Below are 14,102 nucleotides of genomic sequence, written 5' to 3' on the forward strand. Positions count from 1 at the left end.
GAGGGCTCCGCACGCGACCGGCGTGCGGAGCCCTCGCTCGTTCTCCCTGCGGGACCGATGCCTGGGCGAGCTCGTCCGAGCCGACTCAGCGGGACGCCTCGGCGGGCGAGGCGCTAGTGTTCAGACTGTCGGCTGCCGCACCCCTGCCGGCTGCCCCGATCGCGTGAAGGAGAGCACATGTACTTCATCGTTGTGAAGTTTTCCGTCAAGGACGAGTACGTGGACCAGTGGCCCGAGCTGTCACGGGAGTTCACCGAGACCACCCGCCAGGAGCCGGGCAACCTCTGGTTCGACTGGTCCAAGAGCCTGGAGGTCCCGAACGAGTACGTGCTCGTCGAGGCATTCGCCGACGACGAGGCCGCCGGTGCTCATGTCAACAGCGACCACTTCAAGAAGATGCAGCAGGAATTCCCGCAGTACCTCGTCTCGACCCCGAAGATCATCTCCCGCAAGGTCGAGGGCAGCGGCTGGGACGAGATGGGCGAGATCAGCGTCGGCTGACGTTCTCGACCCGTGAGTTGATCTGCACGGGTGTCGCGTGCTCCACCGTGCGCGACACCGTGCAGTGCTTGTCGTGCGAGAGCTGCACGAGGCGCTCGACCATCCCGGCTGCGGCCCGCCCCGCCTCGTCATCGGGGAACGCGAGATCGAAGTCAAGGGAGATGTCCGTGAGCCGGGTGGCGCCGTCCTCACTGATGAGGTTCGATGAGGCGCCCACCGAGAATCGCTCGGGCTCGGTGCGTCGCGAGGTGACGGTGTCGACGTCGATCGCCGAGCAGCCCGCCAGCGCCGCCAGCAGCAGCTCCACGGGAGTCAGCAACCCCTCGCCGCGGCCGAATTCCAGAGTGGCGCCGTTGGCGCCGACCGCGCGGTAGTGGTTCTCCCCCACTCGGGTGATCTCGATGCTGCGCTCGGTGTCCGGCGCTGCCGGGTTGACCGACTCCGGACCGTGGTCCGCCTGTGATGCGCTGTCGTCATTCATCACATCATCCTTCCACAGCAGGGTGCTCCACCACACGCCTATTCTAGCTCAGCCCGTTCCGCGATCCGTCGGTCAGACGGATCGCAGACCCGCCGCGACTGCGTCGAGGGTCTCGCGCAGCTGCTCAGGAGTCGCGTTCGCGTAGGCGATGACAAGACCGTGCCGCCGAGCCCGGCCGTGCCATCCCGAGGCCAGGTCGCCCACCAGCGTCCCGCGGCTCTCCAGCCGCCGCCGGATCTCCTCCGAGGCGCCCGCCGACATCTCGATGACCAGGCTGGGGCCGCTGTGGACCAGACCGGGGAGGTCCCGGTAGTCCTCGACGACCGCCTCGGCGGCCCGCATCCTCCTGCGGCCGCGAGTGATCCGGCTGCGCAGCCCGCCGGTGCTCAGATACTCTGCGATCGCGTGCTGCAGCAGCGGTGAGACGGCCGGCCCGAGTCGCTCCCGGGCAGCGCGGACCTGCGCTCCCACTGCTCCGGTGGCCACCACGTACCCTGTGCCGACCGTGCGTGTGAGCACGGTCGAGAAGGTGCCGATGTGGACCGCGGTGCCCACCGGAGCGCTGTCGTAGAGCGGCGGGATCGCCGGCCGGAGGTAGCGCGCCTCGCTGTCGTAGTCGTCCTCCAGCAGGAGCACCTCGCTCCCCGCCGCCCAGGCGGTGAGCTCTGCGCGGCGCTTCACCGGCATCGCAGTGCCGTAGGGGAACTGATGATTGGGGGTGACGAGGACGGCGCCGGGCCGTGGCGGGGCATTCGGCGGCGTCTCTCCCGTCGACCCGCCGAGGAGGGCGGCCAGCCCGGCCACCGAGATGCCGTGCTCGTCGACCTCCACGGGCAGCGCGGCCACCGAGCCGAGCGCCCGGCGAAGTCCCGGAAACCCTGGATCCTCCACTGCTATCGCAGCAGCGCCGGTCGCTGCCAGCACAGTCCGCAGACCGTCCCGTGAACCGCCGGTCACGATGATGTCGGCCGGGTCGACGACCATTCCCCGCATGATGCGCAGATGCTCGGCCACTGCTGTGCGCAGGCGCTCCTGCCCAAGGGGGTCTTCGCGGTCGACCGCGATGTCGAGGGCTCGGCGCCAGGCGGCGCGGAACTGTGGCTCCTGCTGAGGCGAGGCGCCCCCCTGGCCGGGCCGGAGGTCGATCCTCACCCTCCCGCGGTGCTGTCTGTGCGGCACGTGGACGGCCGCCGGTCCGGGCCTGAGTGCGGCAGCCGGCAGCTCCGGATCGATGAAGGTTCCGCTGCGGGGCCTCAGCGTCACGTATCCCTCCGCAGCAAGCTGCTCGTACGCAAGGTCCACTGTCCCGCGAGAGACGCCCAGGGACCGGGCGAGCGTCCGGGCCGAGGGCAGCCGATCCCCGGGGACCAGGCTGCCGAGCACGACTCTGCGGCGGATCTCGCGGACGATCTGCTCCGGCAGAGCCACTTCCGACGCGCGATCGAGGTCGAGGTAGAGCTGGCGTTCCACTGTCATGGAACCATGGAATCACATCTGGCCTATCAAACTCACCTTATTCTGGCTCTTCTTCCGGTCCAGATTGCTTTGTAGCGTAAGTTCCACACTTTCCGTTCCGATCACAGGGAGTTCTTGACGTGACTGAAACCCAGCCTCTGCTCAACGCCGGCCTCGCGCAGATGTTGAAGGGCGGCGTCATCATGGACGTCGTGACGCCGGACCAGGCGAGGATCGCCGAGCAGGCGGGCGCGGTGGCGGTGATGGCGCTCGAGCGGGTGCCGGCCGACATCCGCGCGCAGGGCGGCGTGGCCCGGATGAGCGACCCGGATCTCATCGACGGGATCATCGAGGCGGTGTCGATTCCCGTGATGGCGAAGGCTCGGATCGGCCACTTCGTCGAGGCGCAGGTGCTGCAGTCGCTGGGTGTCGACTACATCGACGAGTCCGAGGTGCTCTCGCCGGCCGACTTCGTCAACCACATCGACAAGACAGGATTCGACGTGCCGTTCGTCTGCGGCGCCACGAACCTGGGCGAAGCGCTGCGTCGGATCACCGAGGGCGCTTCCATGATCCGCTCCAAGGGCGAGGCGGGAACCGGCGACGTGTCCGAGGCGATGCGTCACATCAGGCAGATCCTCGGAGAGATCCGCGCGCTCGGCGCAAAGTCGCACGATGAGCTCTTCGTCGCGGCCAAGGAGCTGCAGGCGCCGCACGATCTTGTCGAGAAGGTCGCGCGCGAGGGCCGCCTGCCGGTCACCCTGTTCGTCGCCGGCGGCATCGCCACCCCCGCGGACGCGGCGATGATGATGCAGCTGGGAGCCGACGGAGTGTTCGTCGGCTCGGGGATCTTCAAGTCGGGGAACCCGGAGCAGCGCGCCCGCGCTATCGTCCAGGCGACGACCCACTACGACGACCCCGACACGATCGCCCGCGTCTCCCGCGGCCTCGGTGATGCGATGGTCGGCATCAGCGTCGCGGATCTGCCGGCCCCGCACCGTCTCGCCGAGCGCGGATGGTGACGCTCCGATGATGCTCGGCGGTTCGGGCGTCGCCGCGCCTCTGATCGGCGTCGTCGCACTGCAGGGAGGCGTGCGCGAGCACCGGGAGGCGCTCGAATCCCTCGGCGCCCGCACCCGGCGAGTCACACTGCCCTCCCATCTGGACGGGCTCGACGGTGTCGTGCTGCCGGGCGGCGAAAGCACGTCGATGGTCCGCCTGGCGGCCGCTTCGGGCCTGTTCCCGGCGCTCGAGCAGCGGATCCGGGACGGCCTGCCGGTGTTCGGCACATGCGCCGGACTCATCCTCCTGACGCGCACGGTGCTCGATGCCGAGGCGCTCGCGGAGCACCCTCGGGTGCCCGTTCTCGACATGGCGGTGCGGCGCAACGCCTACGGCGGCCAGCTTGCGTCCTTCGTCGCTCCGATCGTGGTGACGGGTGAGAGCACCCCCGTCGAGGCGGTGTTCATCCGCGCCCCACAGGTCGAACAGGTCGGGCACGCTGTCGAGGTGCTCGCCGAGCACGGCGGCAGGCCGGTGCTGATCCGTCAGGGCATTGTGATGGCGGCAACCTTCCACCCCGAGCTCACGCCCGACACCCGGGTGCACGCGATGTTCCTCGCCCTGGTCGGGCTGAGAGACGACGGGCTGAGAGACGTCGGGCTGACCAACGCAGTCGAGCCCGGACGCGAGGCGAGGCGGGCCGGGAGCCCCGGCTGATCGTCCAGGGCTCAGGGCCCTGCGGTCGCCGAGGCACCTCGGCCGGTCAACCGGAGACCTCGGCCCTGGGCGCGGATTCGGGTCCGGCGAGATACTGGCGGACGGCCTCCGGGTCCAGCGCCGCTGCTGCCACCGGGTCCGGCAGGGACTCCTTCGCGCGTTCTTCGACGGGCGCAGCTGCTTGCGGCGCACCACCATCCCGCGCACCATCTTCCCGCGCACCGTCATGCGCCTGACCCTCGGGCGGAGTGTTCCGCTCCAGGAACCGGAGCAGCTCGACCGGGAACGGGAGCACCAGCGTTGAGTTCTTCTCGGCGGCGACCGCGGTCACGGTCTGCAGCAGCCGGAGCTGCAGGGCGGCTGGGGTCTCCGCCATGATCCCCGCGGCCCGGGACAGCTTGTCGGCCGCCCTCAGCTCGGCGTCGGCGTTGATGATTCGAGCCCGACGCTCACGCTCGGCTTCGGCCTGACGGGACATCGAGCGCTTCATCGACTCCGGGAGAGCAACGTCCTTGATCTCGACCCGGTCGATGTGCACCCCCCAGTCGACTGCCGGGCTGTCGATCATGACCTCCAGCCCTTCATTCAGCCGCTCGCGGTTGGTGAGCAGGTCGTCCAGCTCGCTCTTGCCGATGATGGAGCGCAGCGACGTCTGCGCCACCTGGCCGACGGCCAGGGTGTAGTCCTCGACATCGACCGCCGCCTTGAACGGGTCGACGACCTTGAAGTAGATGACCGCGTCGACGCGAACGGTCACGTTGTCGCGGGTGATGCCTTCCTGAGCAGGAATGGGCATTGTGATGATCTGCAGGTTGACCTTCTGCATCCTGTCGATGAACGGGATGATGAATGCCAGGCCTGGGCGGCGAGGCGGGCTGTTCACGCGCCCGAATCGGAATACGATTCCGCGCTCGTACTGTTTGATGATTCGCACGCTGTTGCCGAGCAGAATCGAAGCCAGAATCAGCACTCCGAGCCCGGCGTAGAGGATGAACATCACGGCCTCCCTGACCCTGGGACTTGCGAACCGAGGGCCTACATGATATCACCCAGCGCGGGAAAAGGGCATGGCAGGAGGAATACTGCGGGGGTGCGGTCGGAGGAGTGCTGCGGTCGGAGGAGTGCTGCGACTGCCGTTGCAGGAGTTGTAGTGCGACGGCATTGCAGGAGGACAGTGCGGCGGCCGCGGCAGCGCGCTTCCGGGACCCGGCGGCGCACGTGATTCAGTCGCGCGCCGGCGCAGTTCGCGATGAAGCCGAAGTCTGCTTCTACGGCCCAGCCAACCTCTGTTTCCTGTGTTCGGTTTGTTATCGAACAGTGATCTTTTAACGTCGCTTTCACCCCTGTTTGGGGTGGGGTCGTGTCCGTGGCTCCTCGTAGGGTGGGTGCAACGGGTCAAGGGGGACCCCGGTTCCCGCCCGGCCTGGAGGACCACACGGTCCGGCCCGCCAGCCGAGCTGACGGTGCCGGGGTTGACTGCGATGAGGCAGGAACGGGGGTGAACGCAGGTGACGGGCACGGACGAGCGGACCCGCCATGGGAGGTCGGATAACGGGCCCGCGGTGACTGCGTTGCAGGCGTTCATGCCGGGGCATGATGTGGTGGCGGTGCAGCGGCTGCGGTTCCTGGCCGAGGCGGTGATCGAGGAATGCTTCGCCCGCCACTTCGACGACCTCACCCCACCCAAAGACGAAGCGCTCTCCGACTGGGTGGCCGAACGGTTGGACGGCACCCACGTCACCGTGATCGCAGCCGTCCTCGACACCACGATCGTGAAAGCCTACGGACACGCCCGGGTGGCGACCGTTGCCTGCTACGGCCTGCCGAAACTCTTCGCCGCGGCGCTGAAGGGCGAGATCACGTATGTCCGGTTGGAGTACGCGGCCCGGCGGGCGCTGCATCTGACGGCGAAGCAGCTCAAGGAGCTCGACGACGTCCTGGTGAAGCTGCGGGCGGGGATGCAGTGGCAGGGATTCTGCCGCAAGGTCAACGACACCATCCGCCTCCTCGACCCACCCACCGTCCGGGAAGCCGAAACGCACAAGCGGCGGCGGGTGGAGGTGTGGGCCACCGACGACTGCGAGGGCCGACTCCTGCTCACCGGGCCCCTGCTGCCGCTCAAGGCGCTGCACGCCCGGCTGGAGGCCACCGCCCGCGCCATCCGAACACACCAGACGTCGACCTTCGGAGAGCAACTGGAACCGGGTGATGAGATCGTCGACGAGCGGACCATGGACCAGCTGATGTTCGACATGCTCACCACCATGACCCCGACCACCCGAATCAGAATCCAGCGCGGCACCGGAACCGGAGACGCCGCGGGCGGGGCCGGCGGGGCGGGCGTTGCTGCCGGCGGCCCGAGCTGGGCCACTGCGGGAGCCGACGGCGCCGGCGCTTCAGATCCGGCCGACGCTGCTGCCGGTGGTGAGTGGGTGGAGGTGGCCTGTCCCAGCAACGGCGAATGGCTCCGCAAACAAGCAAGCGTCGTCGTCACCGTGCCCGCGCTCACCCTGACAAGGCATGCCGACCTGCCCGGGCTGTTCGCCGACGGGTCGCCGATCCCAGCGGAGATGGCCCGGGAGTTCGTCTCCCATACCAACGTCATGTACCGGGTGCTCACCGACCCGGCCGGCGGACGGATCGTCGACGAGGTCGCCCGCTCCTACACCATCCCCAACGCCCTGAGAATGACGCTGGTGCAGAAGCGACCCTGGTGCCCCGCACCCGGCTGCACCCGCCGGGCAGCCACCTGCGACCAGGACCACGCCATCCCCTACCCCCACCACAACCCGAAAGCCGGTGGTCGGACCGATCTGCACAACCTCCATCCGCTGTGCAAACGGCATCACCAGCTCAAGACGCGCGGGAAGCTGCGGCTGGAACACGGACCCGACGGAATCATCCGCTGGCTCCTACCCCACGGCATCATCCACGACGACCATCCGCCCGACCGGCCCATTGATCAGGCGCACGCAGACTACTTCACCGGAAAGCGACCCCACGGCGTACCGCCGGACCGCGGATCACCACCTGACGGTCGACGACCCGACGGCGGACCACCGGATAATTCCGGGCCGCCGAGCCCTGCCGAACCTCCTGATGACGGCGAACCTCCCGATGATGCCGTGCCTTCCGAACGTGGAGCATCATCCGGAAGTACCAGGCCTCCGGACAATACCGGGCCTCCCGGAACGCAATCCCCGGGCTTGCCCAGCTGGGTGTCCTCAGGTGTTGGCTGGGGTTCCCCCGTGAACCCGGACGGGGACGACCTTCCGAATCGGGCAGATGCCGACAGTCGACCGGCAGGCTCACGATCGGCAGGTTGGAAGCCGGAATCGACGTACGAGGAGTCACCCGATGTCGAGCTGCCCTTCGAAGAACCCGGACCCTTCGGCACGGACGACCGGCGACTCCGGCCCGACCACGGCCAACCGCCGCCCTTCTGAACCAGCGACGGGCCGAGGTCAGCTCGACATGCCGACCTCAGATTGATTCACTGGACACCCAAGATCGACGACCCAAGACCCATGAACCTTGCGAAGACTCCGCTCCGCTCCTCCCTCGAGGCGAAGCAGAATGAGAAGCCTGCCGGAAACACCAGAAAGATCAGAACTGGAATGAGCTGAAGAGCAACAGTGCCAGGCCGAGACCTGCGAGAAGGTTGACTCCTGTCGCCGCCGCGAAGACGGCTACGGGCTTCCAGCCGGCTTCCTTGATCGATCCGACCTTGAATTCGAGGCCGATCGACACGAACGCCAGGATCAGCGCCCAGGTCTGCAGCTCCTTGGCGGCGTCGAGGCGAGGCTCGAGCACCGCTGGATCCATCGTCGAGCCCAGAATCGTCGCCACGATCGAGGCGAGCAGGAAGCCGAGCACGAACTTCGGGAAGCGGTCCCAGATCATCTTCCATGCCTTCGGCTTGCTTCCGTCCGGCTGCACCTCGCCCGCGGGCTTCTCGATCTTGAGGGTGAAGTACATCGTCAACAGCACAGCGACGAAGCCGAGCAAGGCGTTCTGCGTGACCTTGACGATCGAGGCGATCTGCAGCGGCTGCTCTCCAGCCACAGCACCGGCGGCCGTGACCGCGGCAGTCGTGTCGATGTTGCCGCCGATCCACGCACCGGTCACAGCAGCGGGCAGGCCCATCAGATTCGCCAGCCATGGCAACAGGAAGATCGACGGCACCGCGAACACGACGACGAGCGTCGCAGTGTAGGCGAGCTGCTCCTTCTTCGCTCGCACAGCGCCCGCCGCCGCCACAGCGGCACTGACGCCGCAGATCGACAGTGCGGATGCGAGCAGCGCACGCAGCCGATCGTCGAGGCCGAGCTTCCCTGCGAACCACCAGGTGAAGAGGAAGACGATCGCGATCAGGCAGAGGGCCTGGATGATTGCCGGACCGGCGGCCTTGACGAAGATCGCGAAGTTGATGGTCGCTCCGAGCAGCACCAAACCGATCTTGATGAACAGTTCGGTGCGGAAGGCCGCGTACATGCGGTCACGCACATGAAGCAGCGACAGCACTGCGTTGGCGAGGAAACCCAGCGCAATAGCGTAGATCGGGTACTCGATCGACTTCGCGATACCGCCGAACCATGTTCCATCGGTCGCCTCCGGAACGAAGTCGGTGAGGAAGCGCACCAGGTACGCCAACCCGACGACGACGATGACCCCGGCGAGAGTCCACAGCACATGGCGGGTCCGTGTCGCCTCGGCGACGGCTTCCTCCGGGGCGACGGAAGCACCCGAGCCGGAGGGGCGCGTGCTCAGCTTCTTGTCGAGATCGGGGCGATTCACGGAATGATCTCCGGGTTCACCAGGCCGAGCAGGCAGACGGTCAGAAGGATGAGGCCGATCCCGGTCGCAATCCAGTCCTCGCTCAGGGAGAACTTGCCGTGGTCATCCGGTGATCCCTTGTCCTCGTTCACGATGGGTCCTCTCGATCTCAGCTGCGTCTGAACGTCCTTCATCCTAGAAGCGAAGGACTCCGAACAGATGCCGGTACCGCTTCACTGGGGCGGAAGTCACTGCAGAATTCATCGCTGGGCCACCCCGCGGTCTCCCGACATTCCCTCACGGCCGCCTCTCGAACTCCCTCCCGGCATTCCCTCACGGCCGCGCGCGGTCCGCCCGGCATGCCCTCCCCTCCGCCACCCCGCCGCTCTGCCGCAATTCGGTGTTCGGACCGGTGATACTTGCTCACCTGCGCACATGAGGAGTTGTGGACGCAGTCGGCTGTTGACTAGAACTTGAATGGGACCGGAACTGAGCAGGAGGGCAGCACGTGGAGAGCATTCTCATCGCGTTCTCCTTCACAGTCCTGGCCGGTCTTGCGACTGGAGTCGGCGGACTGCTGGCGATCTTCGGCGGCACCTCGCGCCAGGTGCTCTCGGCGGCACTCGGGTTCTCGGCCGGGGTGATGGTCTACGTCTCGATGATCGAGATCCTGCCCAAGGCGGTGGGTTCCCTCCTCGAGGAGCGCAGCGAGTCCACATCCCACTGGCTCGCCGCTGCCGGGTTCTTCGCCGGAATCGCCCTCATCGCGATCATCGATCGATTCGTTCCCGAGTCCGTGAATCCGCACGAGCCCACCAGCACCGTCGACGAGGAGAAGCGCCGCGAGCACGCTCTGCTGCGAATGGGGACATTCACTGCGCTGGCGCTGGCCCTGCACAACTTCCCGGAGGGGTTCGCGACCTTCCTCGCCGCCCTCGACGACCCGCGGGTGGCGATCCCCATCGTGGTGGCCATCGCGATCCACAACGTCCCGGAGGGCATCGCCGTCGCCGTTCCGGTCTACCATGCGACCGGCTCACGGATGAAAGCCCTCGGCTACTCGACCCTCTCCGGCCTGGCCGAACCGGCCGGCGCGCTCATCGGCTTCGCCATCCTGCAGCCCTTCATCACCCCGACCCTGTTCGGAATCGTCTTCGCCGCGGTCGCCGGAATCATGGTGTTCATCTCCTTCGACGAGCTGCTGCCGACGGCGGAGAAGTACGGCTACCACCACCATTCGGTCTACGGTCTCGTCGCGGGCATGGCGGTGATGGCCGTCAGCCTCCTCATCATGATGTGATCTCACCCAGCCCACGACCAGGGAGAAGCAGATGGACACCGACGTCCTCGTCATCGGAACCGGACTCTCCGGCCTCGTCACCGCCACCGAGGCGGCCGACGCCGGCGCCCGAGTACTCCTCCTCGACCAGGAGGGAGAGCAGGACCTCGGCGGGCAGGCGTACTGGTCCTTCGGCGGCCTCTTCCTCATCGACTCCCCCGAACAGCGCCGGATGGGTGTGCGCGACTCGTTCGAACTCGCACGTGCCGACTGGTTCGGCTCGGCCGCATTCGAGGAGCACGACGTGTGGCCCCGCCGTTGGGCCGAGGCGTACCTCCGGTTCGCGCACGAGGAGAAGCGGGCGTGGCTGCGCTCGCTGGGCCACCGCTTCTTCCCGGTCGTCGGGTGGGCCGAGCGCGGCGACGGCACCGCGACCGGCCACGGCAACTCCGTGCCCCGCTTCCACATCACCTGGGGCACGGGACCCGGCGTCGTCGCCCCGTTCGTCGGCCGTCTGCGCCGCCTCATCGACGCCGGCAGGATCCGGGTGCTCTTCCGGCACCGCGTCGACGAGTTCCTCACTCTCGGCGATGCGGTCGTCGGAGCCCGAGGCGCACGCCTGGCTCCCGACAGCAGTCCGCGTGGCGCCGCCTCGACTCGCGAGGTGGTCGGCGAGTTCGAGTTCCGCGCGAGCACCGTGGTCATCGCCAGCGGCGGGATCGGCGCCGACCACGACAAGGTTCGAGCCAATTGGCCGGCGGACCTCGGCAGTCCCCCGCAGTCGATGGTCTCCGGGGTCCCCGAGTACGTCGACGGCCGGCTGCTTCCGATCGCCGAGTCGGTCGGAGGTCGGCTGATCAACACGACCCGGATGTGGCACTACACCGAGGGCATCCGCAACTGGGATCCGGTCTGGCGCGGCCACGGCATCCGGATCCTGCCGGGACCGTCGTCCCTGTGGCTGGACGCCAACGGAAACCGGCTGCCGGTGCCGCTGTTCCCGGGCTTCGACACGCGGGCCACGCTCAAGCATCTGCGATCGACCGGCGCGGACCACTCCTGGTTCATCCTCAACCAGCGGATCATCGAGAAGGAGTTCGCGCTGTCCGGATCGGAGCAGAATCCCGACCTCACCGGCAGGAGCATCAGGGCCACGCTCGGCCGCGTGCGAAAGGGTGCGACCGCCCCGGTCGAGGCGTTCAAGACGCACGGCGAGGACTTCGTCGTCGCCGACTCCCTCGAGGATCTCGTCGCCGGCATGAACTCCCTGACCGACACGCCTCGACTGTCGCCGGCGGCAGTGCGCGATCTGATCGAGGCGCGTGACGCTCAAGTGGCCAACGAGTTCGGGAAGGACGCGCAGCTGCACGCGATCCGGCAGGCGCGGAATTTCCTCGGCGACAAGCTCATCCGGGTGGCCCCTGTCCACCCGATCCTCGAACCGGCGGCCGGGCCGCTCATCGCGGTGCGGCTGCATATCCTCACCCGCAAGACGCTCGGCGGACTCCACACGGACCTCGACGCCCGAGTGCTCGATTCTGCAGGGCAGCCGGTGCCGGGTCTCTATGCGGCAGGAGAGGCGGCCGGTTTCGGCGGGGGCGGTATGCACGGCTTCAACTCGCTCGAAGGCACGTTTCTGGGCGGCTGTCTGTTCTCCGGCCGAGTGGCCGGCCGCGCCGCCGCAGCGGCAGCGCGGTGAGAGGAACGGCAGCGCGATGGGACGACAGCCTCAGACGACCACCGACAGCGCGTGCGGCAGGAGGGTGACCTCCATCCGGACGACATCCGGGATCACGTCACCGTCGAGCTGAACGGGAGCGGGCGCCTCGGGCTCGATCACAACCGCTTCGACCTGCCGGTAGGCCAGTGGTGCCGGGTCCCTGCGCAGCATTCCGAATCCCCGCAGTCCGACCTGCACCCAGTCCAGCGGAGTGCGTGCCGTGCAGATGAGCAGCTCCAGGTCACCCGAGGTCAGGTGGGCGCGGCGGAATACGCGGATCCCGGCCGGGATGCGGCCGGCGTTGCCGACGAGCGCGCTCCACACCCGGCCGTCGAACCGCCCGCTTGCCGCGGCGTCCCGAGGCGCCCCCGCCTGGTCCTGCTGCTCCTCGCCGACGGAAGTCGGCCGTCCCGTCCACGAGGCGCTCAGTCGATTCCCGGAGCTGCCGAGGCGGGGAATCCCGGCCACGGGGTACGACAGCCAGCCGGCCACGCGCTTGAGGCGGGGTGACATGGCCATCGCCGTGCGCGCGTCCTCCCCCATCCCGGCTGCGATCAGGAAGACGTCGTCGATGACGTGGCCGCGACGGTTCGTGAGCCGGACCCGGCCGACGTCGACTGCGCGGGTCGTGGATGCCAGGAGGCGGCGAGCACTCACAGATCCGGGCTGCAGCCCGAGATTGAGCGCCAACAGGTTCGCCGTCCCCGCCGGGACGACGACCACGGGAACCGGCCGAACCCCGGCCAGCAGCCCGGCGGCGACCGCGCGGACAGTGCCGTCCCCGCCGATCACGACGAGGCGGGCCGCCCCGCCCGCCGATGCCCCCGCCGCCTGCGGACCGCCTTCGCGGACAGCGGTGGTGGGCTGGAGCGACCAGGCGACTCCCGCGCGCTCGAGGACAGCGGTCACCTCGGCGACGCGCAGCGCCGAATCCCGATGGACGGGATTGACGATGATCACCCAGTGCTCCACCGCGCCTCCCGGCTCAGAGGTAACGCTGCGCCCCGGCGAACTGCTTGCCGCGGTCCCACTTCTTCCAGTCGACGATCTCGACGGACTTCGAGGCGTTGGGCGCGTGGATCATCTTCCCGTGTCCGATGTACATGCCTACGTGGTGGACCGTGCCCCGGCCGCCGGTGCCCGCGAAGAAGATCAGGTCGCCGACCGCAAGGTCCTCGGCCGCGACAGACGCGCCGCCCTGCGACTGCGGGCCGGAATCCCGCGGGATCTCGATGCCGTGGGCGCGGAACACGGTGTAGGTGAAGCCCGAGCAGTCGAAGCCGTAGGCGGAGGTGCCGGCCCACAGGTATCGCAGATCGAGGAACTGCTCGGCAGTGGCGACGAGCTGGGAGGGTTTGGGAGCAGCGGGACCTTCGCCGGGTGCGTGGACGGCGACGTCCTCGGCGACTGCCCACGCCTTGGAGCCGTCGGGCAGAGCCACCCGAACCTCGTCACCGGCCTCCGCGAGCATCGGCAGCTCGGTGTTCATCGTCACCTGCTCGACCGCCTCGCCGCCGGGGTGGGCAGACAGCTCGGTGGTCTTCGCGGTCACGACGGCCGTTGGGCGCGAGTCCCTCGCCGTGTCGAAGCCCGGGTTCTCGACGAGCTGACGCGTGGGCACCCAGCCCGGGTAGCCGTGCTTCTCTCCCGGTGCGGACTGGCCGGCGACCGCGACCCGCGCCCAGTCGCCGTCGACGTCGAGAATGCGCACTTCGTCGGCGAAGAGCGCCTGGGTCTGCGTCTTCCCGGTGAGGCCGCGGCGCACCTCGGTGCCGGCCAGGTTCGAGTTCCACGAGCCGAGGTGGACCGGGTTCCCGAGAGCAGGTTCGTCGACCGACCGCGGCGAACTCGGCTTCGTCCACAGCGTCGCGACGGCGACGTCGACGAAAGCGGTGTCGCCTGCCTCCAGCCCTTCGCCGGGCTTGGCGGTGGGGATCGCTGTGGGTGTCCTGTCGGCCGCTCCCCCGGTGAGCCCCGGGACCGCGTGGGCCGACACGGAGGCTCCGGCGAGCAGTCCGACGCCGAGAACGGCCGATGAGATGCCGCGGAGAATGGGCGTGCGTGCAGACATATCTTGTCCTTCCAGTGACCTGGTGGGAAGTGGGACAACAGGACACAGTGTAGCCGCGGAAGGACAGTGCAGCCGCCGGAAGGACTGTGCAGCAGTGGAA

13 protein-coding genes are annotated in these 14,102 nt (G+C 68.3%); 6 read left to right on the forward strand and 7 right to left on the reverse strand.

The window, feature by feature from the left end:
- Positions 1 to 177: 177 nt before the first annotated feature.
- Positions 178 to 501: a putative quinol monooxygenase gene (locus LXN01_RS08430; protein WP_236864221.1), complete on the forward strand. Its 324-nt coding sequence runs from the start codon at positions 178 to 180 to the stop codon at positions 499 to 501.
- Here the strand turns inward: LXN01_RS08430 and LXN01_RS08435 are convergent.
- Both LXN01_RS08435 and pdxR read right to left on the reverse strand, forming a co-directional pair.
- A complete protein-coding gene (locus LXN01_RS08435) occupies positions 488 to 982 on the reverse strand; it encodes an OsmC family protein (protein WP_236864222.1) in 495 nt (164 codons plus the stop codon). The genes LXN01_RS08430 and LXN01_RS08435 overlap by 14 nt on opposite strands.
- Before the next feature lie 72 nt (positions 983 to 1,054).
- Entirely contained in the window at positions 1,055 to 2,458 is a 1,404-nt protein-coding gene (pdxR, locus tag LXN01_RS08440; RefSeq protein ID WP_236864223.1) for a MocR-like pyridoxine biosynthesis transcription factor PdxR, read from the reverse strand.
- Between the two features lie 119 nt (positions 2,459 to 2,577).
- Here pdxR and pdxS point away from each other — a divergent pair, with 119 nt between their 5' ends.
- Positions 2,578 to 3,459 (forward strand): pyridoxal 5'-phosphate synthase lyase subunit PdxS, encoded by an 882-nt coding sequence (gene pdxS, locus LXN01_RS08445; RefSeq protein WP_425547663.1) that lies wholly within the window; start codon positions 2,578 to 2,580, stop codon positions 3,457 to 3,459.
- 7 nt (positions 3,460 to 3,466) lie between these two features.
- Positions 3,467 to 4,156: a pyridoxal 5'-phosphate synthase glutaminase subunit PdxT gene (gene pdxT / locus LXN01_RS08450; protein WP_272902322.1), complete on the forward strand. Its 690-nt coding sequence runs from the start codon at positions 3,467 to 3,469 to the stop codon at positions 4,154 to 4,156.
- Between the two features lie 46 nt (positions 4,157 to 4,202).
- Here pdxT and LXN01_RS08455 read toward each other — a convergent pair whose 3' ends face one another.
- Positions 4,203 to 5,153: a slipin family protein gene (locus tag LXN01_RS08455; protein ID WP_236864224.1), complete on the reverse strand. Its 951-nt coding sequence runs from the start codon at positions 5,151 to 5,153 to the stop codon at positions 4,203 to 4,205.
- A gap of 565 nt (positions 5,154 to 5,718) precedes the next feature.
- Here LXN01_RS08455 and LXN01_RS08460 point away from each other — a divergent pair.
- Complete coding sequence (locus tag LXN01_RS08460; protein ID WP_236864225.1) at positions 5,719 to 7,602, forward strand: HNH endonuclease signature motif containing protein; 1,884 nt, start codon at positions 5,719 to 5,721, stop codon at positions 7,600 to 7,602.
- A gap of 160 nt (positions 7,603 to 7,762) precedes the next feature.
- On the opposite strand, the gene LXN01_RS08465 is transcribed toward LXN01_RS08460, so the two are convergent.
- Entirely contained in the window at positions 7,763 to 8,953 is a 1,191-nt protein-coding gene (locus LXN01_RS08465) for a YeiH family protein (protein ID WP_236864226.1), read from the reverse strand.
- Positions 8,950 to 9,084, reverse strand: coding sequence for a hypothetical protein (locus LXN01_RS16115; protein ID WP_272902323.1), 135 nt, complete (start codon positions 9,082 to 9,084; stop codon positions 8,950 to 8,952). The genes LXN01_RS08465 and LXN01_RS16115 overlap by 4 nt, the downstream gene beginning before the upstream one ends.
- A 356-nt stretch (positions 9,085 to 9,440) precedes the next feature.
- Between LXN01_RS16115 and zupT the strand changes: the two genes are divergently transcribed.
- On the forward strand, positions 9,441 to 10,232 hold the full coding sequence (gene zupT / locus LXN01_RS08470) for a zinc transporter ZupT (RefSeq protein ID WP_236864227.1): 792 nt from the start codon (positions 9,441 to 9,443) through the stop codon (positions 10,230 to 10,232).
- 31 nt (positions 10,233 to 10,263) lie between these two features.
- Positions 10,264 to 11,910, forward strand: a complete 1,647-nt coding sequence (locus tag LXN01_RS08475; protein ID WP_236864228.1) for an FAD-binding dehydrogenase — start codon at positions 10,264 to 10,266, stop codon at positions 11,908 to 11,910.
- Positions 11,911 to 11,940: 30 nt separating this feature from the next.
- Here LXN01_RS08475 and LXN01_RS08480 read toward each other — a convergent pair whose 3' ends face one another.
- Positions 11,941 to 12,903: a diacylglycerol/lipid kinase family protein gene (locus LXN01_RS08480; protein ID WP_236864229.1), complete on the reverse strand. Its 963-nt coding sequence runs from the start codon at positions 12,901 to 12,903 to the stop codon at positions 11,941 to 11,943.
- Between the two features lie 13 nt (positions 12,904 to 12,916).
- Entirely contained in the window at positions 12,917 to 14,002 is a 1,086-nt protein-coding gene (locus LXN01_RS08485) for a C40 family peptidase (protein ID WP_236864230.1), read from the reverse strand.
- Positions 14,003 to 14,102: the final 100 nt, after the last annotated feature.

Origin of the sequence: Brevibacterium daeguense (genome assembly GCF_021729135.1) — a bacterium.
Taxonomy (GTDB): Bacteria; Actinomycetota; Actinomycetes; order Actinomycetales; family Brevibacteriaceae; genus Brevibacterium; species Brevibacterium daeguense.

Excerpts from the sequence above, each read along its gene's own strand:
- LXN01_RS08430 (WP_236864221.1), top strand. The coding sequence starts at position 178 with ATGTACTTCATCGTTGTGAAGTTTTCCGTCAAGGACGAGTACGTGGAC.
- LXN01_RS08455 (WP_236864224.1), bottom strand. The coding sequence starts at position 5,153 with ATGTTCATCCTCTACGCCGGGCTCGGAGTGCTGATTCTGGCTTCGATT.
- LXN01_RS08485 (WP_236864230.1), bottom strand. The coding sequence starts at position 14,002 with ATGTCTGCACGCACGCCCATTCTCCGCGGCATCTCATCGGCCGTTCTC.
- LXN01_RS08435 (WP_236864222.1), bottom strand. The coding sequence starts at position 982 with ATGAATGACGACAGCGCATCACAGGCGGACCACGGTCCGGAGTCGGTC.
- pdxT (WP_272902322.1), top strand. The coding sequence starts at position 3,467 with ATGATGCTCGGCGGTTCGGGCGTCGCCGCGCCTCTGATCGGCGTCGTC.
- pdxR (WP_236864223.1), bottom strand. The coding sequence starts at position 2,458 with ATGACAGTGGAACGCCAGCTCTACCTCGACCTCGATCGCGCGTCGGAA.
- LXN01_RS08475 (WP_236864228.1), top strand. The coding sequence starts at position 10,264 with ATGGACACCGACGTCCTCGTCATCGGAACCGGACTCTCCGGCCTCGTC.